Raw genomic sequence first — 23,041 nt, 5'->3', positions numbered from 1 at the left:
TTGAGTGGATGGGGGCTGCGGGGAATAGCTCGCTTTCCGCGGGAGCGCGGTGAGCCTCCTCGGACTGCGTCCTGTGGGGTCTCACCCTGCACTTTTTTCCCGCAGGAGTCTCGCCATTCCCCTCCGCCCCTTTGCTATATCAGTGTGTCGAAACCACTTCATGAATAATCAGCTATTCTATTTGATGAGAGTATAAGGATAATACTCCCAAGCCGAGGTACTTGAACCCTGAAAGCTTGATACAGAGCGTTTTATGCCTACAAAAACCGGGATAGTGGAAGACCATCCAACTTTGGTGAAGGGCTTCGTTAACCCCCTCTTTGAATGGGGTGGTTGGGAAGCTGCGAGACTCCCGCGGGAAAGGCTTGCCGTCATCCCCGCAGGAAAGCGAGTAGCTTCCCAGCCACCCCTGACGCTCAACCCGGGCAACGAACCCTGGAAAGTCTCGAAACTGAGTTTTCACCAATCCTGCCATATAGCTTAATATGATTGTGGTAAATAGTTTCTATCAATTGCTCTATCACCCCTCTAGTTCCTCTCTCAAAATCTTCTAGTTTTATACCATTTCACAGTCATAAGCCTGTAAGAAGCACATACATATGAAGTAAACCTAATAAAGGAGTAGGAGAGGATGAAGGAGATTATACGTTTGTTCCCACCCTCTATCCAACATCTCTTAAAAAGCGAGGTCCAGTGGAAGAGTGTGCAGGAGATCCGTTTAAGGATTGGTCGTCCGATAGAGGTTCTTGAAAATAATCGTCATGATTCCATTGAGGCTGTAGTGATGACTGTTGATCACCTCTCTTTCGTCCTGAACCAGATCAGTCAGTTCTCCCTCTACCGTTTTAAGGAAGAGTTGAAAGAGGGTTTCATTACGATTGAGGGTGGCCACAGGGTAGGTTTGGCTGGAAAGACGAACACCCATCAAGATCATGTCGAAACACTAAAGCACATATCATTTATGAACATTAGGGTTGCTAGAGCTACTTCAGGGAATGTGGAGCCTCTTATCCCATACCTTTATCAAGCGGGGCGGTGGATGAGTACGATGGTTATCGGACCTCCACATTCAGGGAAAACCACACTCCTTCGGGAATTGGCGCGTTACATTGGATCTGATCAAAAGGGATACAGCGCAGCGAAAGTCGCCATTGTGGACGAGCGTTCCGAAATAGCAGCAAGCATGAAGGGAGTCCCTCAACTGGATGTTGGGTTCCGCACAGATGTGATGGATGCTTGTCCTAAAGCGGAAGGCATGATGATGATGATTCGTTCCATGTCACCAGAAGTGTTAATTGTAGATGAAATAGGTGGACAGAAAGATGCCGAAGCTGTCCGTGAGGCGACGTATACAGGTGTAGAAGTTATATGCAGTATTCATGGTCAGAGTTTTACTGGAATCAGGAAACGTCCATCAGCAAAACAGTTGATGGAGGAGGAAGTGTTCCAACGATATGTTGTCTTGGATCGGATGTCTCCTCAGAAAGAAAGAAGATGGACAGTATTTGATCAATCGGGAGAAGTACTAGGCCATGGGAAGGGGAGGGAATCAAATGCAATGGATCGGGGCTGTCATCGTGTTAACCGTTACGACCTGGGCAGGGTTTGATATGGCTTCCCGTTTCAAAAAGCGTCCAGGGCATATTCGGCAATGGAAAAACGCTTTACAGATGATAGAAGCTGAGATGGTTTTTGGACAATCTTCGTTGCTGGAAGTGTGTGAGAATTTATCCAGACATTTACCGAAACCCATTAACCAGTTTTTTGAAGGTATTCTGAATGAAAATGGAGTTTGGGATGACTTCTATTCCTTGTGGTCGAAGCAGCTAAAGAAACACTGGTCATTAAACGCGATGGGGAAAAACGAATTAGAAATACTGATGCAGTTTGGAAGAACGCTTGGCCAGCACGATCTGGAGCAGCAGCAAAAACAGATCCAACTAACCATTCATCACCTGGATCGCGAACTGAATGATGCCCTGGAAGTCGGCGATCAATATCAAAAGATGGCGAAAGGAATGGGGATATTAAGCGGGCTGCTTGTCATTATTTTAATCATTTAGAAGGAATAGGCATTTTACAAAAGGGGGAAGAGGCATTGTGCTCCAAGATGCAACGATATTATTCCAAATAGCTGGTGTAGGTATTATTGTCGCGATGATCCACAGCATCCTGAAACAGATGGGTAAAGAAGAAATTGCACAGGCTGTGACCTTGACGGGTTTCATCATTGTCTTATTTATTGTACTCCACAGGCTCGCTGATCTGTTTCAGCAAATCAAGTCTGTTTTCCTTTATCAGGGGTAACCCATGGATATTATTCAAATTGTTTCACTAGGATTAGTAGCGGCCCTGTTGATTCTACTATTAAAGGAACACAAATCTTCGGTCGCTTTTCTTCTCCTTTTATTCACGGTCATCATCCTGTTTTTAACCATTCTTGATCAGGTCAGGCATATCTTTGCACTATTGTCTTACATGGCTGAAAAGGCTCAGGTCGAACCTATGTATTTCAAGACGATCTTGAAAATCATCGGCATTGCCTATATCGCAGAATTTGGAGCCCAACTTATTCGAGATGCCGGGCTCAACTCCCTGGCTTCTAAAGTGGAATTAGCAGGGAAATTGTTTATATTGATGCTTGCCATACCGATTGTAACAGCTGTGATCGAGACCATTTTGAATTTCATTCCAGGTGCATAGGAAACACGGGAGGGATGCCATGAAACGGATGTTGTTGTGTTGTCTAATTGTGATCGGTTGCTTGAACTCTCCAATCATCGTTGCTGCATCTCCCTCCCCTGCAGATCCTGATATTTCTATGCTCGATCATATATCTACAGAAGAGTTGGAGGACAATTGGAATGAATTGAACCAGCAGTATGGAGAGTATCTTCCCAATTTTCATACGAATAACTTTCGTGAATTTATCCAAAGTGAAAGTTCAGTTGAATCATCGGATTGGTTTTCAGGAATACTGGAATTCTTCTTCCATGAGCTCCTCTTCAACGGAAAGTTACTTGCTTCCTTATTGTTCTTAACACTTTTCAGTACTTTGCTTCACTCAGTGCAGTCGGCATTTGAAGATTCTGTAGTCAGTAAGATTGCATACATGGTGGTTTACCTTGTTTTGTTGACGCTTGCACTGGAGAGTTTTAGGCAAGTCATTGAATATACACTAGGGGCCATTGAACGAATGAGCAGCTTCATGATTGGGTTGATTCCTCTGCTTCTTGGAATCATGGCTTCCTTCAGTCACCTGATGTCCATATCCTTTTTTCACCCTATTATTATTGCTCTTGTCCAATCAAGCGGCCTGCTGGTCAAGTACTTACTAATTCCATTGTTTGCTTCCTCCGCTCTATTGTTAATTGTGGGAAGTTTGAATGAGACATACAAAGTAGATCAACTGGCTGAACTTCTAAGAAAAACAGGGATGGCGATCATGGGCGTGTTTTTAACTATCTTTCTTGGTGTGATATCTGTTCAGGGTACAGTGACTGCGGTACAGGATGGGATTACAATGAAAACCGCTCGTTTTGTTACCGGAAATTTTGTTCCTGTTGTGGGGAGGTTGTTCACGGATGCCACGGATACAATCCTTGGGGCTTCTCTTGTACTAAAAAACACCCTGGGGATTGCCGGAGTGGTCATATTACTTGGAATCGCAATATTTCCAGCTATTAAGGTGTTAGCCATAGCTCTCATTTACAAAATTGCTGCAGCTCTTCTTCAGCCACTCGGGGACGGGCCGATCATTCAGGCGATGGACGTTGTCAGCAGGCATATTCTTTATATCTTTGCCGCACTATTAATGGTTTCTATGATGTTCTTTCTTGTTATCGTTATTATGGTGGCGGCTAGTAACATTACGATGATGGTCAGATAGGGTGGTGAATATGGAGTATCTCATTGAGTGGATCACAAAGATTGTTCTCTTTCTTTTATTGGCGATGGTAGCAGACGCTCTTCTCCCGTCAGGTGTCATGAAGAAGTACGCCCGTCTGGTCATGTCTATACTGCTGCTACTGATCTTTATGGGGCCACTCTTACAAATTTTAAACATTGATCCTGAGAGTCTTATACAACGCGCTGACCAGACCATGCAGCAACAAATGGACGCAGAAGTATTTGAGGAAAATGTAGAAGCAAAGAAAAATGAAATACTCGAAGGACAAGATGCATATAAATTAGAACAAGTTACCCAGGCGCTTGCAGCTGAAATTGAAACGCCATTGAAAGAAGAACAAAACCTGGTTCTCGTCAATGCTGAAATGACCTTCCATCAACAGCCTTACAGTTTAGAAACGTTGGACAAGCTGACCCTCACACTTTCACGTGATGAACAGACCCAGTCGGTCGAGGATGTAGAGATCTCTATCATGGAAGAAGGGGAGACAGAAGAAGAAAAACAAGATCCAGAATTATTAAAATGGATCGCTGACTATCTTGACTTGAACAAGGAACAAATCATTATCCGCTGGGAGGATGAGGATGAATAAATGGTGGAACAAGCTGACGGAACCTCTATCTAACAAAGAGGGGAGAAAGCTGAATAAGACGAAGTATTTAATCGCCATTGGTATTATCGGAGTGTTGATAATTCTAACAAGCAATTGGTTCCAGCCGAGCGATTCTCCTTCACCGGCCCTCGATGAAGGAAATGTGCCAAGTCAAGCCGGGGAGAACGCAGCGTCTGCACAGACTCCTGAAATGACGGACTCTATTTCCCAGTTGGAAAAAGAGTATGAAAAACAGCTTAAGCCTCTTCTTGAAAACATTCAAGGGGTATCCGCTGTGGACATTATGATCAACCTGTCATCGACACATAAAAAAGTGTACGATAAAAATTTAATCGTCGGAAAACAAACAACCAAGGAAAATGATAAGAACGGAGGGGAACGTGAAATTGAGGATTATTCAAGAGAACAGCAGCTAGTTCTCGTCCGCCAAGGCGATCGGGAGGTTCCGCTGCTAACGCAAACATCTAAGCCGGAGGTAAGCGGAGTTTTCGTAACAGCTGCGGGGGTCGATCAAATGCAGGTGAAAGCGTGGGTGGTGGAAGCTGTCTCTAGAGTTTTGGATGTCCCGACTCACAGGATTTCTGTTTTGCCTAAACAATAAGGAGGGGTTACTTTGGTTAAAAAACAAACGGTTTGGTTGTTGACAATGTTGAGTCTCTTGATTGTGCTGAGCGTATATTACATGACTTCCCCGGACAATGGTGAAATGGCCTTTATACAGGAAGATGAATGGGCAGAGATTACAGAAGATGCTGCTGGCGAGGAAGGGGTAGAAACTACTGGCGATGGCACAGTCATCTCTCAGATTTCTACTGATGAGCTTTTCTCCGCCATCCGTCTCGACATGCAAAATCAACGGGATCAAATGCAAGAACAGCTATCAGAAATCGTTGCCTCCAGTGATTTTAGTACAGAAGAGAAGAATGAAGCCTTAGAAAAAATGGAGACAATCAAAGCAAACCAATCCAAAGAATCCATCATCGAAAATACCATCCGTGCCAGTGCATCCTATGATGATGTACTAGTAAGAGCGGAAGATGATGTCGTCCACGTTACGGTGAAAGCGGCTGAACTATCGAAAACAGAAACGAACAACATCATCCAAATGGTCTCTGACGAATTTGGACAGAAAGAAGTCCAAGTACAATTCCAGCCAGCAGGCTGAAAATAAAACAGAAGCCTCACTCCTTCAAAAAAGGAGTGAGGCTTTTTTGTCATTTATCTTCATTTATTAAGCTATCTGGCAGGATTGTAGGAGACTCAGTTTCGGAATGTTTGTGGTTCGTTGCTGTATGGAGTGTCATGAGTGGCAGGGAAGCTACTCACTTTCCTGGGGAGATGACGGCAAGCCTTCTCGTTCTTCGCATTATGGGGTCTTGCCGGCCCATCCATTCTAACAAGAGTCTCGCATCCCCCATCAACTCGACAAAAGTATCGGTACTGAGCGTTCCAGAAATGGGAGCTATTGTGGGATAGTTGTCAGAATATTACTGGAGGTTATTCTTGTAGCGAGTTGCAGGGAGGTGGTAATGTATAATAGAATATGAAGAGGTATTAGTACCAGTTTATAAAAAGTAACTTTACATAAGAGGGGTGCCACAAATGCTAAAGGTACAAGAAATCAGAGAAATCATTAAATTGATTGATCAATCCAATATCGATGAGTTTTCTTATGAAGCAAACGGAACTAAAGTTCACATGAAAAAGCCACAGGGACAGGTTGTTGCTGAACCAGTACAAGTCCAACAGCCAGTACAAGCTCCACCAAAAACAGAGCCTAAACAAGAAGCTGCCGAGCAAGCGCCTAAACAAGAGGTCAAAGAAGCAGCAGCTGAAAGCGAAGCTCCAAAAGCCCAAGGTAGTGCCGATTACGATGCAGAGGTGAAATCACCGATGGTCGGAACTTTCTATGCATCTCCTTCACCTGAAGAGGATGTTTATGTGAAAGTCGGAGACTCAGTTAAAGAAGATTCCGTCGTCTGTATCGTTGAAGCGATGAAATTATTTAATGAGATTGAAGCGGAAGTATCAGGGGAAATCGTTGAGATTCTCGTTAAAGACGGTGAACTAGTGGAATATGGTCAGCCGTTGTTCCGTGTGAAGTCCAAGTAAACGGGGGTTTGAGACGTTGATTAAAAAAGTTCTGATAGCAAACAGAGGAGAAATCGCTGTGCGTGTCATCCGCGCTTGTAAAGAGATGGGGATTGAAACGGTAGCGGTTTATTCCGAAGCTGATAAAGAAGCGTTGCACGTTCAGATGGCTGATGAAGCGTATTGTGTTGGACCGACGCTCAGTAAAGATAGTTATTTGAATTACACGAACATTATGAGCCTGGCTACATTGACGGAGACAGATGCGATCCATCCAGGATACGGCTTCCTTTCGGAAAATGCAGAGTTCGCTGAGATGTGTGAAGAGTGTAATATTACTTTCATTGGGCCATCCTCTTACGCCATTCAAAAGATGGGGACGAAGGACGTCGCTCGTGAAACGATGAGAGAAGCAGGGGTACCGGTTGTTCCTGGTTCATCAGGTATTATCAAGGATGAAGAGGAAGGGCTGAAAGTAGCTGAAGAGATCGGTTACCCAGTCATTATCAAGGCAACAGCAGGCGGGGGCGGTAAAGGTATTCGTGTAGCCCGCAACGAAGAAGACTTGAAAAAAGGAATTCGTATGACGCAGCAGGAAGCAGAGACAGCTTTCGGTAACCCTGGCGTCTATATCGAAAAGTTCATTGAAGATTTCCGCCACGTCGAAATTCAAGTACTTGCCGATAACCATGGTAACGCCGTACACCTTGGTGAAAGGGACTGTACCATTCAACGCCGCCTTCAGAAGTTGATTGAGGAAACGCCGTCTCCAGCGATCACGGAGGAAATGCGTGCGAAAATGGGAGATGCAGCAGTAAAAGCAGCTCTTGCCGTCAACTATTCAGGTGCGGGTACCGTTGAGTTCATCTATGACAAAGAAGATGATTCTTTCTACTTCATGGAAATGAATACAAGAATTCAGGTGGAGCACCCGGTTACGGAAATGGTTACAGGTGTTGATTTGATTAAAGAAATGTTATTAATTGCAGACAACAATGAACTTTCTTTCAAACAGGAAGAGATTGAATTCGAAGGCTGGTCCATTGAATGCAGGATCAATGCAGAAAACCCTCACAAAAACTTTATGCCTTCAGCGGGTAAAATCGATATGTACCTTCCTCCTGGAGGTCTGGGTGTCAGAGTGGACTCAGCAGCGTATCCTGGCTACATGATCCCGCCTTATTATGATTCTATGGTCGCTAAGCTGATTACGTATGGTCGTGATAGAGATGAAGCGATTCGCCGGATGAAGCGTGCCCTTGATGAATTCGTCATTGAAGGGGTTCATACTACAATTCCTTTCCACCAACGGATGATGGAACATGAAGTATTTGTTGGCGGAGACTTTAACACAAAGTTTTTAGAGAAATATACTATAATGAAGGATGAATCATAAAAAGGAGTGGTCATTGTGAGTGATAAGCAATTGTTGAATGTGACAGATGGATCGACATTAGGTAACATCGAGATTGCTCCTGAAGTCATTGAAGTGATCGCTGGAATTGCTGTTTCAGAAGTGGCTGGTGTTGCTTCGATGAGGGGCAATTTCGCATCAGGCGTAGCTGAGCGTCTTGGTGGTAAGAAGAACCACGGAAAAGGCGTGAAGGTGGAGCTCACTGAGAATGGTGTCTTGATTGATGCTTATGTAGTCATGGATTATGGAATTTCCATACCTGACACGGCACAGAAAATTCAGGACAACACAAGGCAGGCGCTTAAAAACATGACAGCACTTGATATTAATGAAATCAATGTCCACATTGTCGGCGTACAAATGGAAACAGGGAAAGAGGAAGAAGTGGAAGTAGAAGAATTGTAAGAGTAATCAGAAAGGGGGAGACCCCTTTCTGATTTTTTGTTTTACTCCTGGCCCTTTCGATTTGATGAGCGGCAAAATTTTGCTATCACCTGATTACAATGGCTTTTATCAAGCTAAAATGTTATTATTCTAACGGATATTACCTTAAAGGAGAATGAAGATGAAACGACGCACAGCACGTGAAAAAGCTTTCCAGGCGCTTTTTCAAACGATTACGAGTGATATTGAAACCGATGAGGCCATTGCTCATGTAATCGAAGGCCAGGAAGTGGACGAGTTTTTATATGATCTTGTACATGGAGTCATCCAAAATCGAGAAGAGTTGGATCAGTGGATTTCTGACAATCTTGACAATTGGACGTTCCCACGGTTAGCCAAAGTAGAGAAGACTGTCCTGCGAATGGCAGCCTACGAAATGAAATACAAAGAAGACGTCCCTTCGCAAGTAGCGATAAATGAAGCGATAGAGCTCGCAAAAATTTTCGGAGAAGAAGAATCCGGTAAGTTTGTGAACGGCGTATTATCTAAAATGGTTTAAACAAATAAGGGGGAAATGGGATATGTCAGCAGAAGTGATCTATGGAAAACAACTGGCAGAAGATCTGCGTCAAGAAATGAAAAATGAAGTGAGTGAACTGCATACAAAAGATATTCGCCCGAAACTGGTCGTTGTCATCTTAGGTGAAGATCCTGCTTCCATGTCTTACGTAAAAGGAAAGCAGCGCGCTTCCGAGAAAATCGGTATGGATTCTGATCTGATTGAATTACCAGTAGAAACTTCCGAACGAGAACTGCTGGACTTGATTGAAAAGTTAAACCAGGACCATACTGTTCATGGAATTCTTGTTCAGTTACCAGTACCTGACCATATTTCTGACCAGAAAATCATTGAAGCCATCCATCCAGATAAAGATGTGGATGGATTTCATCCGGCGAATGTCGGAAAAATGATGACAGGCCAGGACACCTTTTATCCATGTACACCTTATGGAATCCTTGTCATGCTTAAACGCGCAGACATTAAGCTTGAAGGGAAGCATGTGGTCATCATTGGTCGAAGTAACCTGGTAGGGAAACCTGTAGGTCAATTACTGCTTAACGAAAACGCAACCGTTACCCATTGTCACTCCCGTACTAAACATTTGCAGTCACACACGAAGCAGGCAGATATTCTTATCGTTGCTGCAGGTAAACCTTCCTTGATCTCTGGCGAGGATATCAAAGAAGGAGCGGTTGTGATCGATGTTGGAGTTAACCGTGTGGATGGTAAGCTGACAGGGGATGTGGACTTTGAGTCTGCGAAAGAAGTAGCTTCCCATATCACTCCCGTTCCTAAGGGTGTAGGTCCAATGACTATCACTATGCTCCTCCATAATACGATTAAAGCTGCTAAGCGAATTCATAATCAGTAAGGAGGATGGGTATGCAGGATCAGTACTTGAGCGTTACGGCACTAACGAAGTACATTAAACGTAAACTTTCAGGGGATCCGCATTTGAAAACGGTTTGGCTCAGAGGAGAAATTTCGAATTTCAAACACCACAGCCGAGGGCATATGTATCTTTCCTTAAAAGATGACCAGGCTCGAATTCAGTCTGTTATGTTTGCTGGGAACAACCGGTCCCTGAAATTCATTCCTGAAAATGGTATGAATGTCCTCGTTAAAGGGGAAATCAATGTTTATGAACCTATGGGACAATATCAGTTGTATATTAAAGAAATGCAACCCGACGGGATCGGAGCCCTTTATTACGCTTTTGAGCAATTAAAGGAACGATTGGAAAAAGAGGGCTTATTTTCACTTGAACGTAAAAAGCCTCTCCCTACATACCCAAAACACATTGGTGTCATTACTTCTCCGACGGGAGCAGCTGTACGGGATATCATGACAACGATAAAAAGGCGTTATCCTATCGTACCTGTCACAGTTTTGCCTGTCCTTGTCCAAGGTGAGCGAGCGGCCTCTTCTGTTGTCAATGCTATTCAATATGCGAACGAAAAAATGGATGTTGATGTGCTTATTGTTGGCAGGGGCGGTGGTTCTATTGAAGATTTATGGGGGTTTAATGAAGAGGTGGTTGCCAGAGCGATCGCGGACTCTGAAATTCCCATCATCTCAGCTGTGGGTCATGAAACTGACACGACCATCAGTGATTTTGTGGCAGATGTAAGGGCAGCGACTCCTACAGGAGCTGCTGAAATTGCTGTTCCGTCCATTGTAGAGTTGAAGGATCAGGTCAAGTCTATGGATCATCGTCTACATAGGGTAATGGAAGTGAGAAAGACAGAGGCCAAGCAGCAATTGGAACGTCTGAAAAAATCATATGCTTTTAAATATCCTGAACAGATGATGAAGCAAAAAGAGCAGGATTTGGATCGGATTATTGAACGTATGGCAATCCAAATGAAGCACCTCCATCAAGCGAGCCATGTTCAGTGGGGGAACATGGCTCGAAGGTTACGACAGCAAGGCCCGGAATTGAAGATTAAAGAAGGTGCAGAATCTCTGGAACGCCAAAAGAAACAATTGCAGAAGCGGTTTGAGTCCCTTTTTCAGCAAAAAAAGGAACGCTTCTATACGAATGTCGATAAACTGACCTTAGTCAATCCCTTAGACATTATGAAGCGAGGCTTCGCTGTTCCCTTTAATTCAGCAGGAGACGTCATAAAAAGTACTTCTGAGATTACAAAAGGTCAATCCCTTTCCTTGAAAATGCAAGACGGAATCGTTGATTGTCACGTAACGGAGGTAAAGGAGGATGAAAATGACAGATAAGCAGGAAACCATCAGTTTTGAGGAAGCGATGAAACAACTCGAAGAAATCGTTGAGAAGTTAGAAACAGGAGAAGTTCCTTTGGAAAAAGCGATCCAGTATTATCAGGAAGGTATGAAGCTCTCCAAGCTTTGCAGTGAAAAGCTTGGAAATGTGGAGACTCAAATGCAGCAGATCATGAATGAACACGGAGAGTTGGAAGCGTTCTCTGTCCAGGAGGAAGACTGAAACGTGCATTTAGCTGAATATCTTACAGAAAATAGACAACGAATTAATCAGCAGCTGGAAATGCTTGTGCGCGACTATACGGTTTCAGGGCGTCTTCAGGATTCCATGTTATATTCCATTCACGCGGGAGGAAAAAGGCTGCGCCCTATCTTATTAATGGCCACAGCACAAGCTTTTCGTGTTCCTGAAGAGAAAGTGATAGGAGTAGCCTCAGCCCTTGAAATGGTCCATACCTACTCCCTGATTCATGACGATCTACCTGCCATGGACGATGATGATTTAAGACGAGGAAAACCAACGAATCACAAGCGCTTCGATGAAGCAACCGCAATCCTTGCAGGAGATGCACTATTGACGCTGAGTTCACAGGTGATTACTGAAGATGCGGGTTTAAGTGATGCTGAGCGGGTCTTTTTAGTCAGAGAATTGACGAAAGCCAGCGGTGCGAGAGGTATGGTTGAAGGTCAAATGCAGGACATGCTCAGTGAAGGTACTGAAATCTCTTTAGAGGCCCTTGAACATATTCATAGAAATAAAACAGGGCAATTGCTGAGGTTCTCTATCCTCGCTGGAGCGTATTTAGGCGGAGCGTCAGCAGAAGTACTAGAAGAAATGACCGAGATGGCTGAAGCCCTGGGTCTTGTTTTCCAAATTCAAGATGACATTCTTGATGTCACTGGTGATTCGGAGGTTATCGGTAAGCCTGCAGGAAGTGATGAAGGCAACCATAAAAGCACTTACCCCAAGCTTCTGGGATTAGGTGGAGCTATAGCACAAAAGGATAGATACGTCCAAAAGGCACAGCAAGCTCTTAAAAATGCAGGAGTAGAGGGAACCACTCTTTCTGAGCTCATACACTATTTAAGCAATCGTGATCATTGACGTGAATGATTTCGATTGAGCCACGTGACAATATGTGATATATTATCATTACAGAAGGAATGGTGCAGTATTCTAGTCGGCCCTCCGTTCCTGAAGGCGGGCCTAAAAATCCGCCGAAGGGCACATCGATGAAGTTCCTTGTGTTGGCTTGAGGCGCCCAGCCTTGGGTCGATGCTGGGAGTTAAGGTCGCAGGGCGATCCACAAAGGCATGTGGGCGTTGACCCTGCTTCCGCGGAGGCCCATTATTGTAATGGCATCTGAGCCAGATGCTGTTATGAAATGGGGTATGAACCTGCAGCATATGGAGTAACATCTATATGCGCAGCGTAGCCTGCCTTGAGTGGTTCTTGAGGGGATTATAGTCAGTGAACATCATGCAGCTTCAGATGGCCACTGAGGTGCTGGTGCAGAAACTATATGAAATCAGAACTGCAAAAGAGGCTAAGGAACGGCTAAAGGCTGTCGGGGAAATCCCCTAGACTGTTCCAAGGACATGATTTAGGAATTATAGTGCGGACTAAGTGGCAATCTAGTCCAGCTGCCGGAGACGGGGCTGAGTCGAGTTTAAAGGGGAACCGCCAGGATGGTGACATTCGGTACTCGACTGGGAAAACCTACTAGACCTAAGCCGCAATTTTTACTTAAATCATGACCATTCCTTTCCTTACATAAGACACGTCAATTTAGTGATATAGAGGGTATATATGGATAACAAATTAAAAAAATCTTTAAAATTCAGTTTGAGTATCGCCGTTATCACATTCGTGTTAGCGGCTATTTTTTCAGTTATATCTTCTTCCGTTTTAAGTGGTGTCGTATGGATCATCGGACTCGTCCTTGTGTTCCTTATCGTCTTTACGGGTGTCGTTTTCGACATGCTGGGTATCGCAGCAACCGCTGCACAGGAGCAGCCTTTCCATGCGATGGCGTCTGAAAAGGTGAACGGGGCTAAAGAAGCGATTGCTATAGTCAGAAATGCGGATCGATTTGCAAGTTTCTGTAATGACGTAATAGGGGATATATCTGGTATAGTTAGTGGTACGGCATCTGCGGTCGTGGTCATCCAACTGGCCAATAACTTCGGCTATAGTGATGGATCAACAGTCCAAATCGTAATATCTGTGATCCTGACAAGTATTGTAGCTGCACTTACTGTCGGTGGAAAAGCGCTAGGGAAATTTTTTGCCATCAATAAGTCGACGGATATTATTTTCTTCGCTGCAAAGGTCATTTCATGGTTAGAAAAGCGACTGAAAGTTAGAATAGTAACAAGTGCGCCGTCGTCCACTAAAAAATCAAGATAAATACAAGGGGGTCCTTCAATGGATCTGTGTAAAATTAAAGACCCTTCAATTCTGAAGGATATGAATACAAACCAACTAGAGCAATTGGCAGATGAAACGAGGCAGTTTCTCATTGAAAACCTTGCCACAACAGGAGGACACCTTGGCGCGAACCTCGGAGTCGTTGAGTTGACCCTCGCTCTTCATAAAGTATATAAAAGCCCGGAAGACCGTTTTTTATGGGACGTGGGGCACCAATCCTATATCCATAAGATTTTGACTGGACGTGGTGGTCAATTCGAAACCCTCCGCCAGTATAAAGGACTTTGCGGCTTCCCGAAACGCGACGAAAGTGAACATGATGTCTGGGAGACGGGCCACAGTTCCACATCCTTATCTGCAGCGATGGGAATGGCCATTGCCAGAGATTTGAAAAAAGAAAAGCATTCCATTTTACCGATCATCGGTGATGGAGCACTTACAGGTGGAATGGCTTTAGAAGCCTTGAACCATATTGGACATGAGAAGAAGAATGTAACCGTTATCCTTAATGACAACGAAATGTCGATCGCTAAAAATGTGGGGGCTCTTCACGGTGCGCTGGGAAGAATGAGAAGCGCTGGGAAATACCATCGCGTAAAAGACGACCTTGAGTGGGTATTAAAGAAAATTCCTGCTGTAGGAGGAAGAATTGCACAGGCTGCTGAACGGTTGAAGGACAGCATGAAATATTTTGTTGTCCCTGGTATGTTCTTTGAAGAGCTTGGTTTTACGTACTATGGCCCTGTAGATGGTCATGATTTTGATGATCTCATCGAGAATTTGAATTACGCGAAAAAGACGGACGGACCTGTTATCGTTCATGTGATGACACAAAAAGGAAAAGGCTATCATCCGGCAGAGAGTGACGTGAAAGACAAATGGCACGGGGTAGGACCATATAAGATGGAGTCCGGTGAAAAAATAAAACCTGTGGATGCTCCACCTGCGTGGAGTTCTGTTATCAGTGATGCTTTAAGCAAAGAAGCAAGGAAAGATGATCGAATCGTTGCCGTAACACCAGCAATGATTCTTGGATCTAAACTGGAGAAATTCGGTGAAGAGTTTCCGGATCGTCTCTTTGATGTGGGCATAGCTGAACAGCATGCAACGACCATGTCTGCCGGTCTTGCAACACAGGGTATGAAACCATTTTTGGCTATCTATTCCACCTTTTTACAAAGAGGATATGACCAGGTCGTCCATGATGTAGCAAGACAAAAATTGAATGTGATTTTCGGAATCGATCGAGCGGGATTAGTAGGAGCTGATGGTGAGACACATCAGGGTGTCTTCGATATCGCATTTCTACGCTCTGTTCCGAATTTCGTGATTTCCATGCCTAAAGACGAAAATGAAGCGCAACACCTTGTTCACACAGCCACTCATTATGATGATGGTCCATTTGCGATACGTTATCCAAGGGGCAATGCAAAAGGTGTACAAACAGATGACCAGGCGGAAATCATTCCTATAGGAAGCTGGGAAGTCTTAAAAGAAGGAAAGGATGCTGTAATCCTAACCTTTGGTACGACCATTGATATGGCTCTTGAAGCTAGTGAAAAAATGGAAAAGGATGGCCGTTCCGTAAAAGTCGTGAATGCGCGATTCATCAAGCCATTGGATGATGCCATGCTTCATGACATCATGAAAGCTGGTCTCCCAATCCTTACTGTAGAAGAAGGTGTCCTTCAAGGTGGATTCGGTTCAAGCGTTTTAGAGTTTGCAGAAGAAAATGACTACTCCTCACAGTGGATTAAGCGTATGGGTGTGCCGGATCGCTTCATCGAACACGGCAGTGTCCAAAAGCTTTGGGAAGAAATTGGATTGACCACCGATCACATCGAGCAGAATTTAAAGCAAATGATACCGAATAAACAGCAAAGGGCTTAAATTTTATGGGAAGAAAAGTAAGACTAGATGTATTGTTAGTAGAAAAAGGGTACGCGGAAACACGGGAAAAGGCGAAGCGGACCATTATGGCAGGGCTTGTTTTTCATAATCAAGTCCGCCTGGATAAGCCTGGCCAAAAAATCGAGGAAAACGCTGAGCTCACAGTCAAGGGTAAAGCTATTCCTTATGTGAGCAGGGGAGGACTGAAGCTTGAGAAAGCTTTAAAAGTTTTCGATCTCTCCGTCCAGGATAAAGTGATGGTGGATATCGGTTCGTCAACCGGTGGTTTTACAGATTGTGGTCTGCAAAATGGAGTCAAGCTCAGTTATGCAATTGATGTCGGTTATAACCAGTTGGATTGGCGTCTTCGTAACCATGAACAAGTCATTGTTATGGAAAGGACCAATTTCAGGTACGTGACGAAAGACGATTTGTCAGAAGGACAGCCGCAATTTGCTTCTATTGATGTTTCCTTTATTTCGTTACGAATCATTCTACCCGTACTGGCGACACTTTTAGACCAGGAAGGCGATGTTGTAGCCTTAATCAAACCTCAGTTTGAGGCTGGACGTGAGCAGGTAGGAAAAAAAGGAATTATCAAAGACCCGTCCATACATAGACAGGTGATTGAGAATATTCTTGATTTCGCAACTCATCACGGCTATTCTGTACATGGACTCACTTTTTCGCCGATTACAGGCGGTGATGGGAATATCGAATTCCTCGTCCATTTACGTTTGAAAGAGGAAGGACCAGCTGGGATCTCCGAAGGAATCAATATCGGGGCGGTTGTAGAAGAAGCGCATGAAGCGCATCGTAAAAACGCATAATGAACGTAAAAGGGCTTATGAAAAGCCCTTTTCTTATGGAAGGACTGGAAACGGAGGATGGTCATGAACAAAGGACAACGTCATATCAAAATCAGGGAATTGATTACGAATGACGACATTGAAACCCAGGATGAGTTAGTCGATCGATTAAAGGGTATGGGCTATAATGTTACTCAAGCTACAGTTTCAAGGGATATTAAAGAATTGCACCTTGTGAAAGTACCGATGATGGATGGACGTTATAAGTACAGCCTGCCGGCAGATCAGCGTTTTAATCCTTTTGAAAAACTGAAACGCTTGATGATGGACGCCTTTGTGAGCATCGATCGAGCGGGTCATTTCATTATTCTAAAAACTCTTCCAGGAAACGCGAATGCGGTAGGTGCACTCGTCGACAATTTAGAGTGGGATGAGATCATGGGTACGATTTGCGGGGATGATACATGCTTGATCATTTGCCGCAGTGCAGAACAAACAGAAACGATTAGTGAGCAGCTGCTCAATATGCTATAACTGAGGTGAAAGTTTCATGCTAACAGAATTGTCTATTCGTGATTTTGCAATCATTGATCGAATTTCAATTACGTTCAAAGAGGGTCTCACCGTACTCACAGGGGAAACAGGTGCGGGTAAATCGATCATTATCGATGCCATTCAACTGCTATCTGGTGGACGAGGGTCTGTCGAGTTCGTGCGTCATGGAACAAAAAAAGCGGAGATTGAAGGATTGTTCACTGTTGGAACCAATCATCCCATTCATAAAGTGGGTGAAGAATTCGGTGTGGATATTGATGAAGATGGAATGGTCGTCCTGCAACGCACCATCACCCATCAAGGAAAAAGCATTTGCCGGGTGAATGGGAAATTGGTTACACTAGCCATCATGAAAGAATTCGGTCATTCTTTAATCGACATCCATAGTCAGCATGAAACACAATCACTCATGGATCCGGACCGTCACATCGAGCTGCTCGATATTTTTTCGGACGATATGAAGTCTTCTTTGGAAGAATATCATCGGGTATATGACAAATACCGTGTACTGAAAAAGCGTTACAAGGAATTGAGCGAAAATGAGCAGGAGATGGCACAACGGTTGGATTTGCTTGAGTTTCAACTGAGAGAACTGCAAGAAGCCGAAATGCAGCCATTGGAAGATGATGAACTTTCAGAAGAGCGAAAAAAGCTGATGAATTATGAAAAGATTTATCAAGGAATCCATGATGCTTATTATTCCTTATATGGGGAGCAAAAAGGCTTGGACTGGCTGAGCCATGCCATGACATCGCTTGAGAGCACAGCAGACGTGGATGACGAACTGAGCAAGCTTTCTGAAGAAATGTCGAATTCCTACTATATTATTGAAGAATTGACCTTCCAATTAAGCAATCAAATGGCAGCGCTTGAATTTGATCCTGAACGCTTAAATCAAATTGAATCACGTTTAAACGAGTTGAACCGTTTGAAAAAGAAGTATGGAGCTACGGTCGATGATATGCTTCAATACGCGTCAAGGATTGAAGAAGAAATTGATGAGATTAAAAATAAGGATTCTCATTTGAATAAGATGGAAAGTGAAATCCATGAGCTTGGTCAGGATGCCGTAATGGAGGCGAAAACCCTTCACGATATCAGAACAAATTCAGCGGTCACTTTATCAGAATATATCCATGAAGAACTCAGGGATTTATATTTAGAAAAAGCATCTTTTGCTGTTGATATCAACTTGAAAGAAGGGCGTGACTCTGATCCTGAGCTTGATGGGCATCCCGTACAACTGCTCCCTAATGGTATAGATATCGTTAAATTTCTAATTACTACAAATCCAGGAGAACCATTAAAAGAATTACATAAGGTTGCATCGGGGGGAGAAATGTCACGGATTATGCTTGCTTTGAAGCGAATATTTTCTCGTCACCAAGGCGTTACGAGTGTGATTTTCGATGAAGTAGATACAGGCGTAAGCGGTCGAGTAGCCCAGGCAATTGCTGAAAAAATCTACGGGATATCGGAAGGTTCACAAGTCTTGTGCATCTCACACCTCCCACAAGTGGCTGCTATGGCCGACACTCACGTAAGAATTGAGAAAAGAGTAGATAATGATCGAACTCATACAGCAGCAAAAGAATTGACATATGATGAAAAAGCGGATGAAATATCCAGGATGATTACAGGTGCAGAGCTTACAGAAACAACGGTGGAACATGCACGTGAATTGCTCCTCATGGCTGATAAACATAAGAAAAGATAAATGAACAAAGGATAAGCGTATGGATGTAAAATCCATACGCTTTCTTTATGTATTCTTAGTCTCCACAAAATTTCATTGGATATTCCAATCTTTACATATACGTTGGAGAATGTTTCTACAGAAGGGAAAGGGTACTATAATTACTGTGATTATGCTCGTTTAAAAAAGCTTATGGAAGACCACATTATAAGTAAGCCATTTAGTTGGTACTGGAGTGATAAGGAGTGTGAACCCGTGAAAGATCAACAGACATTTAAATATATATGCGGTTCCGTTCTCCTGCTGTTCATGCTCATTTTACCTTTGATCGCCCCTGTTCATGATTATCTGTCCATCCCTACCGATGTAAAAATCAGCGCATCCAATGAATCAGAAGCCCTTACTGAATTGGAAGAGACAGAAGCGTTGACTGCATTTTCATCCACTGATGATCACCAAGTTTTTTATGAGTTCGCTGGAGTGCCGCTTAAGAAAACAGATGTCACTCAGATGCGTGATATCCGTTTGATCCCTGGCGGACAGTCGGTGGGTGTTGAATTGCATACAAAAGGAGTTCTCGTCGTCGGCCACCATTTAGTAAATGGAGAAACAGAGACGAAAAAATCACCAGGGGAGGAAGCGAATGTCCTAGTTGGTGACATTCTCCTTGAAGGGAACGGAGAAGAACTCAATAGTATGGAAGAGCTCTCCACCATCGTCAAAAAGTCTGGCGAGGCGGAGAAACCCATAGAACTAAAGATCAAACGAGGGAAAGAGATGATTTCAACCTCTTTAACCCCTGTTTTTAACGCCCAAGAAAAGGAATACCAAATCGGTCTCTATATTCGTGATTCGGCTGCAGGTATAGGGACAATGACATTTTATGATCCGGAAACAAAGAAATATGGAGCTCTTGGCCATGTAATTTCGGATATGGATACGAAGAAGCCTATTGAAATCCATGAAGGCACGATTGTTCGCTCCCACGTAACTTCTATAGAAAAAGGAAGCCAGGGAATTCCCGGTGAGAAAAAAGCGAAGTTTTCGTTGCGCGATGACCGTTTAGGCACTATAACGAAAAATACGCCTTTCGGAATTTTTGGTGAATTGGATGGGGATATGGAGAATGAAACGTATCCTAAAGGTGTCCCTGTCGGATTTGCAGAAGAAGTCGAAGAAGGACCTGCGCAGATTATGACTGTGTTAGATGGTGAAGAAATGCAGACCTTTGATGTGGAAATCGTCAGTAACATGCCGAAAAAATCCGCAGTAACAAAAGGGATGATTGTCAAAATCACAGACCCTGAACTTCTCGATAAAACAGGCGGGATTGTCCAGGGAATGAGTGGAAGCCCGATTATTCAAAATGGAAAAATCATTGGTGCAGTCACCCATGTGTTTGTCAATGACCCAACCAGTGGGTATGGTGTACACATTGAGTGGATGCTACAAGAAGCCGGAATAGAATTATACGAAGATCATGCCAATAAGCAAAAAGCAAGTTAGAAGAGCCTACCTAAGGCTCTTCTTTTTTATACCTTTCAATAATTTATATTCGACAAAATTCGACAAAAGATGATTAGGGATGTCGAATATATGCGAATTCGTGAGTATTTTAAAGCATTTTCAAGATAATCTCAAATATTGAAATTTTTTTGTTATAATAAAAGAGGGTTAAATTCCTGGATGTCGAATATGTGTATTACGGAAAAAAGAAGGACTATTTTGTAAGGAGGAAAATAAATGGAAAAGATTCGAGTCTGTCTTGCTGATGATAACCGTGAGCTTGTAAAGCTACTTGAGGAATATTTTGATGATGCGTCGGATATTGATGTTGTGGGCACGTCCTATAACGGAAAAGATTGTCTTCAAATGGTTGAGGAGAAGAAACCGGACGTCCTAATATTGGATATCATTATGCCTCATTTAGACGGTCTTGCTGTGTTGAATAAATTAAAAGATATGGACAAGCATCCTGAGGTTATTATGTTGACGGCTTTCGGTCAGGAAGAAGTCACGAAGAAAGCGGTGGAACTTGGAGCAGCTTATTTCATGATGAAACCATTCGACCTTGACCATCTTGGCGAGCAGGTTCGTCAAATTAAACACGCCGGTGATCCGATTAATCGTGCACTGGGGAACAGTTACACCTCAACCAAATCGAAAAAGCCTGATCTTGATACAAGTATTACTCACATTATTCATGAAGTGGGAGTACCTGCACACATTAAAGGGTATCAGTATTTAAGGGAAGCCATAACAATGGTCTACCATGATCTTGAACTTCTAGGTTCCATTACAAAAGTCCTTTATCCCGACATTGCAACGAAATATAACACAACAGCATCCCGTGTGGAACGTGCCATCCGGCATGCCATTGAAGTAGCCTGGAATAGAGGAAATATCGATGCGATTTCTTCTCTCTTCGGTTATACAATCTCCAATACAAAAGCAAAACCGACAAACAGCGAATTCATCGCCATGGTGGCGGACCGCCTTCGTTTGGAACATAAAGCGAGTTAAACGAAAAAGCACGAGAGATGTAAAAACATCTTTCGTGCTTTTATTTTTGTGTTTTCATCAATTTAGTGATCTCTTGGGCAAGAGTAACATCTTCATATATACCTGCATCAATGTCGTCAATATGGTTATCCAAGAAATTGAAAAGCTCTTCCTCTAATAAAAATATGCCGTCTCTATTGATTAGCCGGTAACTGAAAGGAAGGTCCAGGTATTGAATAATGACAAAGGTGTGTCCTTGATCTTCATATGTACATAGTATGGATAATTCGCTATTTTCGGGATAATACCTGCATCCCCCAAAACCATCCCTTGTTAAAACCATAGAACCACCCTTCCTCTTATCATCCATCATATCTAAAAATACCAAAAGATGTAACAAATTTGTAGAATAAATGTAAAAATTCCCATGTTTCCGTCAAATTTCGTCGTTCAACTGATTTTTTTCTAAAAATTATTCAATTTTGCTCCCCTTTTGTGATACAATTCTTAATTATTAATTACTTTCGTTCTCTAATGGGGTGTTGTATCAATGAAAGTCGTAAAATTCGGAGGCAGTTCTCTTGCAGATGCCGGGCAGATTAAAAAAGTAAAGAATATTATTGATTTGGATGATGATCGCCGTGTGGTTGTGGTGTCAGCACCGGGAAAACGTCATAGTGAAGATGAAAAAGTGACGGACCTCCTCATTGCATTAGGTACATCCATACAGATGGACCAGATGGATGAGGCCGTCTATAAAAAAATCATTGATCGTTTTCAATCGATGACAGAGGAGTTGAATCTCTCCTTTCATGTAGCAGAACAAGTGAAGGATAAAATTGATGAGGCCATTAAGTTGGTGAAAGATGGTTCTGTGCATGCACTTGATGCTTTAAAAGCTTGTGGAGAGGATGGTTCCGCTCATATTGTAAGTGCTTATTTGCAAAAGATGGGTACGGATGCATCGTATGTGAACCCCAAAGAGGCGGGGATTCTCGTCCGGGACCAACCTGGCGGGGCGTTGGTGTTAGAAGAAAGCTTTGAAAAATTGTATAGCTTAAGGCATCGAAACGAAATCTTAGTCATTCCTGGATTTTTTGGGTTTACACCTGAAGGAGAATTGGTAACATTCTCACGCGGAGGATCAGATATTACCGGTTCCATTGTTGCAGCAGGGTTAAAAGCAGATCTGTATGAAAACTTTACGGATGTTGATTCGGTCTATTGCGTCAATCCGATGTTCGTAGATCAACCAAAAGAGCTGACTTCATTGACTTACAGAGAAATGCGTGAGCTTTCCTATGCAGGCTTCTCCATCTTTCATGATGAAGCTCTGATTCCTGCATTTAAAGAAAAGATTCCTGTCTGCATAAAAAACACAAATAATCCTGCGGCTCCTGGAACGATGATTGTGGCTGATCTACCTGAAAGAGAAAGTCATGTGGTAGGTATAGCAAGTGATGATGGTTTTTTGAACTTATATGTGAGTAAATACTTAATGAACCGTGAGATCGGATTTGGTCGCAGACTGCTTCAGATTTTAGAAGATGAAGAAGTATCTTTTGAACACGCGCCTTCCGGAATCGATGACATGTCCGTCGTCATTCGTGAACATCAGCTCCCTCCTGAAAAAGAGGAGAAAGTCGTGAGGCGGATAAAAGATGAATTGGAAGTAGATACGGTCTTGATAGAAAGGGAAATGGCGATGATTATGATTGTAGGGGAAGGGATGAACCAAACGATTGGTATCGCCAGCCGGGCAGCCGTAGCTTTCCGCGAAGCAGAGGTTAACATTGAAATGATTAACCAAGGATCTTCGGAAGTTTCGATGATGTTCGGGGTCAAGTCCGAAAGCTTAGGCAAAGCTGTCCAGTCGTTGTATCGAACGTTTTTTGAATAGGTAGCTTAACTTTTATTGGTGAGGGAAGTTATTATAGAATATGGCA

Annotated in this window: 25 protein-coding genes; 24 read left to right on the top strand and 1 reads right to left on the bottom strand. The window is 43.2% G+C overall.

Features of this window, described 5'->3' with window-relative positions; translation table 11 throughout:
• The first annotated feature begins 631 nt into the window (after positions 1-631).
• The 23 genes from spoIIIAA to spo0A all read left to right on the top strand — a co-directional run bounded on the left by spoIIIAA (position 632) and on the right by spo0A (position 21,116).
• Positions 632-1,609 (top strand): stage III sporulation protein AA, encoded by a 978-nt coding sequence (gene spoIIIAA / locus VKA52_RS16200; protein ID WP_160914940.1) that lies wholly within the window; start codon positions 632-634, stop codon positions 1,607-1,609.
• Positions 1,554-2,063, top strand: a complete 510-nt coding sequence (gene spoIIIAB / locus VKA52_RS16195; protein ID WP_160914938.1) for a stage III sporulation protein SpoIIIAB — start codon at positions 1,554-1,556, stop codon at positions 2,061-2,063. The genes spoIIIAA and spoIIIAB overlap by 56 nt, the downstream gene beginning before the upstream one ends.
• A 37-nt stretch (positions 2,064-2,100) precedes the next feature.
• Positions 2,101-2,307: a stage III sporulation protein AC gene (gene spoIIIAC, locus VKA52_RS16190; RefSeq protein ID WP_008637060.1), complete on the top strand. Its 207-nt coding sequence runs from the start codon at positions 2,101-2,103 to the stop codon at positions 2,305-2,307.
• A 3-nt stretch (positions 2,308-2,310) separates the two neighbouring features.
• A complete protein-coding gene (gene spoIIIAD, locus VKA52_RS16185) occupies positions 2,311-2,703 on the top strand; it encodes a stage III sporulation protein AD (protein ID WP_160914936.1) in 393 nt (130 codons plus the stop codon).
• 19 nt (positions 2,704-2,722) lie between these two features.
• On the top strand, positions 2,723-3,889 hold the full coding sequence (spoIIIAE, locus tag VKA52_RS16180; RefSeq protein ID WP_160914935.1) for a stage III sporulation protein AE: 1,167 nt from the start codon (positions 2,723-2,725) through the stop codon (positions 3,887-3,889).
• A gap of 10 nt (positions 3,890-3,899) precedes the next feature.
• Positions 3,900-4,502 carry a stage III sporulation protein AF gene (gene spoIIIAF / locus VKA52_RS16175; RefSeq protein ID WP_326316433.1) on the top strand — a complete coding sequence of 201 codons (603 nt, stop codon included), beginning with the start codon at positions 3,900-3,902 and terminating at the stop codon, positions 4,500-4,502.
• Positions 4,495-5,124, top strand: a complete 630-nt coding sequence (gene spoIIIAG / locus VKA52_RS16170; protein ID WP_326316432.1) for a stage III sporulation protein AG — start codon at positions 4,495-4,497, stop codon at positions 5,122-5,124. Before spoIIIAF ends, spoIIIAG begins: the two co-directional genes overlap by 8 nt.
• 12 nt (positions 5,125-5,136) lie before the next feature.
• Positions 5,137-5,688, top strand: coding sequence for a SpoIIIAH-like family protein (locus VKA52_RS16165; protein WP_160914929.1), 552 nt, complete (start codon positions 5,137-5,139; stop codon positions 5,686-5,688).
• 437 nt (positions 5,689-6,125) lie between these two features.
• Positions 6,126-6,635: an acetyl-CoA carboxylase biotin carboxyl carrier protein gene (gene accB, locus VKA52_RS16160; RefSeq protein ID WP_326316431.1), complete on the top strand. Its 510-nt coding sequence runs from the start codon at positions 6,126-6,128 to the stop codon at positions 6,633-6,635.
• Positions 6,636-6,651: 16 nt separating this feature from the next.
• Positions 6,652-8,010, top strand: a complete 1,359-nt coding sequence (accC, locus tag VKA52_RS16155; protein ID WP_160914925.1) for an acetyl-CoA carboxylase biotin carboxylase subunit — start codon at positions 6,652-6,654, stop codon at positions 8,008-8,010.
• A 15-nt stretch (positions 8,011-8,025) separates the two neighbouring features.
• Entirely contained in the window at positions 8,026-8,433 is a 408-nt protein-coding gene (locus tag VKA52_RS16150) for an Asp23/Gls24 family envelope stress response protein (protein ID WP_160914924.1), read from the top strand.
• Between the two features lie 160 nt (positions 8,434-8,593).
• Entirely contained in the window at positions 8,594-8,971 is a 378-nt protein-coding gene (gene nusB / locus VKA52_RS16145; RefSeq protein ID WP_326316430.1) for a transcription antitermination factor NusB, read from the top strand.
• A 22-nt stretch (positions 8,972-8,993) separates the two neighbouring features.
• Positions 8,994-9,845 (top strand): bifunctional methylenetetrahydrofolate dehydrogenase/methenyltetrahydrofolate cyclohydrolase FolD, encoded by an 852-nt coding sequence (gene folD / locus VKA52_RS16140; RefSeq protein ID WP_206945683.1) that lies wholly within the window; start codon positions 8,994-8,996, stop codon positions 9,843-9,845.
• Positions 9,846-9,856: 11 nt separating this feature from the next.
• Entirely contained in the window at positions 9,857-11,209 is a 1,353-nt protein-coding gene (xseA, locus tag VKA52_RS16135) for an exodeoxyribonuclease VII large subunit (protein ID WP_160914918.1), read from the top strand.
• A complete protein-coding gene (locus VKA52_RS16130; RefSeq protein ID WP_442788854.1) occupies positions 11,193-11,435 on the top strand; it encodes an exodeoxyribonuclease VII small subunit in 243 nt (80 codons plus the stop codon). The genes xseA and VKA52_RS16130 overlap by 17 nt, the downstream gene beginning before the upstream one ends.
• A gap of 3 nt (positions 11,436-11,438) precedes the next feature.
• Entirely contained in the window at positions 11,439-12,317 is an 879-nt protein-coding gene (locus tag VKA52_RS16125) for a polyprenyl synthetase family protein (RefSeq protein WP_326316428.1), read from the top strand.
• Positions 12,318-13,022: 705 nt separating this feature from the next.
• Positions 13,023-13,622 carry a hypothetical protein gene (locus tag VKA52_RS16120; RefSeq protein ID WP_160914914.1) on the top strand — a complete coding sequence of 200 codons (600 nt, stop codon included), beginning with the start codon at positions 13,023-13,025 and terminating at the stop codon, positions 13,620-13,622.
• Positions 13,623-13,640: 18 nt separating this feature from the next.
• Positions 13,641-15,533, top strand: coding sequence for a 1-deoxy-D-xylulose-5-phosphate synthase (gene dxs / locus VKA52_RS16115; protein ID WP_326316427.1), 1,893 nt, complete (start codon positions 13,641-13,643; stop codon positions 15,531-15,533).
• Positions 15,534-15,538: 5 nt separating this feature from the next.
• A complete protein-coding gene (locus VKA52_RS16110) occupies positions 15,539-16,363 on the top strand; it encodes a TlyA family RNA methyltransferase (RefSeq protein ID WP_160914910.1) in 825 nt (274 codons plus the stop codon).
• A gap of 63 nt (positions 16,364-16,426) precedes the next feature.
• A complete protein-coding gene (ahrC, locus tag VKA52_RS16105; protein ID WP_089651776.1) occupies positions 16,427-16,876 on the top strand; it encodes a transcriptional regulator AhrC/ArgR in 450 nt (149 codons plus the stop codon).
• A 16-nt stretch (positions 16,877-16,892) separates the two neighbouring features.
• Positions 16,893-18,614 carry a DNA repair protein RecN gene (gene recN / locus VKA52_RS16100; RefSeq protein ID WP_326316426.1) on the top strand — a complete coding sequence of 574 codons (1,722 nt, stop codon included), beginning with the start codon at positions 16,893-16,895 and terminating at the stop codon, positions 18,612-18,614.
• A 234-nt stretch (positions 18,615-18,848) separates the two neighbouring features.
• Positions 18,849-20,099: a SpoIVB peptidase gene (gene spoIVB / locus VKA52_RS16095; protein WP_326316425.1), complete on the top strand. Its 1,251-nt coding sequence runs from the start codon at positions 18,849-18,851 to the stop codon at positions 20,097-20,099.
• A 237-nt stretch (positions 20,100-20,336) separates the two neighbouring features.
• Complete coding sequence (gene spo0A, locus VKA52_RS16090) at positions 20,337-21,116, top strand: sporulation transcription factor Spo0A (RefSeq protein ID WP_160914906.1); 780 nt, start codon at positions 20,337-20,339, stop codon at positions 21,114-21,116.
• Between the two features lie 40 nt (positions 21,117-21,156).
• On the opposite strand, the gene VKA52_RS16085 is transcribed toward spo0A, so the two are convergent.
• The gene (locus VKA52_RS16085; RefSeq protein WP_326316424.1) at positions 21,157-21,438 is read right to left on the bottom strand and encodes a hypothetical protein; all 282 of its coding nucleotides are present in this window, start codon (positions 21,436-21,438) and stop codon (positions 21,157-21,159) included.
• Between the two features lie 207 nt (positions 21,439-21,645).
• Between VKA52_RS16085 and VKA52_RS16080 the strand changes: the two genes are divergently transcribed.
• Entirely contained in the window at positions 21,646-22,995 is a 1,350-nt protein-coding gene (locus VKA52_RS16080) for an aspartate kinase (RefSeq protein WP_326316423.1), read from the top strand.
• Positions 22,996-23,041 lie beyond the last annotated feature (46 nt).

It is taken from the genome of Halobacillus sp. HZG1 (assembly GCF_035818575.1).
GTDB lineage: Bacteria > Bacillota > Bacilli > Bacillales > Halobacillaceae > Halobacillus > Halobacillus litoralis.
This window is presented reverse-complemented; position numbering and strand designations above follow the sequence as displayed.

Excerpts from the sequence above, each read along its gene's own strand:
- spoIIIAD (WP_160914936.1), top strand. The coding sequence starts at position 2,311 with ATGGATATTATTCAAATTGTTTCACTAGGATTAGTAGCGGCCCTGTTG.
- spoIIIAA (WP_160914940.1), top strand. The coding sequence starts at position 632 with ATGAAGGAGATTATACGTTTGTTCCCACCCTCTATCCAACATCTCTTA.
- xseA (WP_160914918.1), top strand. The coding sequence starts at position 9,857 with ATGCAGGATCAGTACTTGAGCGTTACGGCACTAACGAAGTACATTAAA.
- spoIIIAF (WP_326316433.1), top strand. The coding sequence starts at position 3,900 with ATGGAGTATCTCATTGAGTGGATCACAAAGATTGTTCTCTTTCTTTTA.
- dxs (WP_326316427.1), top strand. The coding sequence starts at position 13,641 with ATGGATCTGTGTAAAATTAAAGACCCTTCAATTCTGAAGGATATGAAT.
- VKA52_RS16110 (WP_160914910.1), top strand. The coding sequence starts at position 15,539 with ATGGGAAGAAAAGTAAGACTAGATGTATTGTTAGTAGAAAAAGGGTAC.
- folD (WP_206945683.1), top strand. The coding sequence starts at position 8,994 with ATGTCAGCAGAAGTGATCTATGGAAAACAACTGGCAGAAGATCTGCGT.
- spo0A (WP_160914906.1), top strand. The coding sequence starts at position 20,337 with ATGGAAAAGATTCGAGTCTGTCTTGCTGATGATAACCGTGAGCTTGTA.
- VKA52_RS16080 (WP_326316423.1), top strand. The coding sequence starts at position 21,646 with ATGAAAGTCGTAAAATTCGGAGGCAGTTCTCTTGCAGATGCCGGGCAG.
- recN (WP_326316426.1), top strand. The coding sequence starts at position 16,893 with ATGCTAACAGAATTGTCTATTCGTGATTTTGCAATCATTGATCGAATT.
- spoIIIAG (WP_326316432.1), top strand. The coding sequence starts at position 4,495 with ATGAATAAATGGTGGAACAAGCTGACGGAACCTCTATCTAACAAAGAG.
- ahrC (WP_089651776.1), top strand. The coding sequence starts at position 16,427 with ATGAACAAAGGACAACGTCATATCAAAATCAGGGAATTGATTACGAAT.
- VKA52_RS16120 (WP_160914914.1), top strand. The coding sequence starts at position 13,023 with ATGGATAACAAATTAAAAAAATCTTTAAAATTCAGTTTGAGTATCGCC.
- spoIIIAB (WP_160914938.1), top strand. The coding sequence starts at position 1,554 with ATGCAATGGATCGGGGCTGTCATCGTGTTAACCGTTACGACCTGGGCA.
- accB (WP_326316431.1), top strand. The coding sequence starts at position 6,126 with ATGCTAAAGGTACAAGAAATCAGAGAAATCATTAAATTGATTGATCAA.
- spoIIIAE (WP_160914935.1), top strand. The coding sequence starts at position 2,723 with ATGAAACGGATGTTGTTGTGTTGTCTAATTGTGATCGGTTGCTTGAAC.
- nusB (WP_326316430.1), top strand. The coding sequence starts at position 8,594 with ATGAAACGACGCACAGCACGTGAAAAAGCTTTCCAGGCGCTTTTTCAA.
- VKA52_RS16085 (WP_326316424.1), bottom strand. The coding sequence starts at position 21,438 with ATGGTTTTAACAAGGGATGGTTTTGGGGGATGCAGGTATTATCCCGAA.
- VKA52_RS16130 (WP_442788854.1), top strand. The coding sequence starts at position 11,193 with ATGAAAATGACAGATAAGCAGGAAACCATCAGTTTTGAGGAAGCGATG.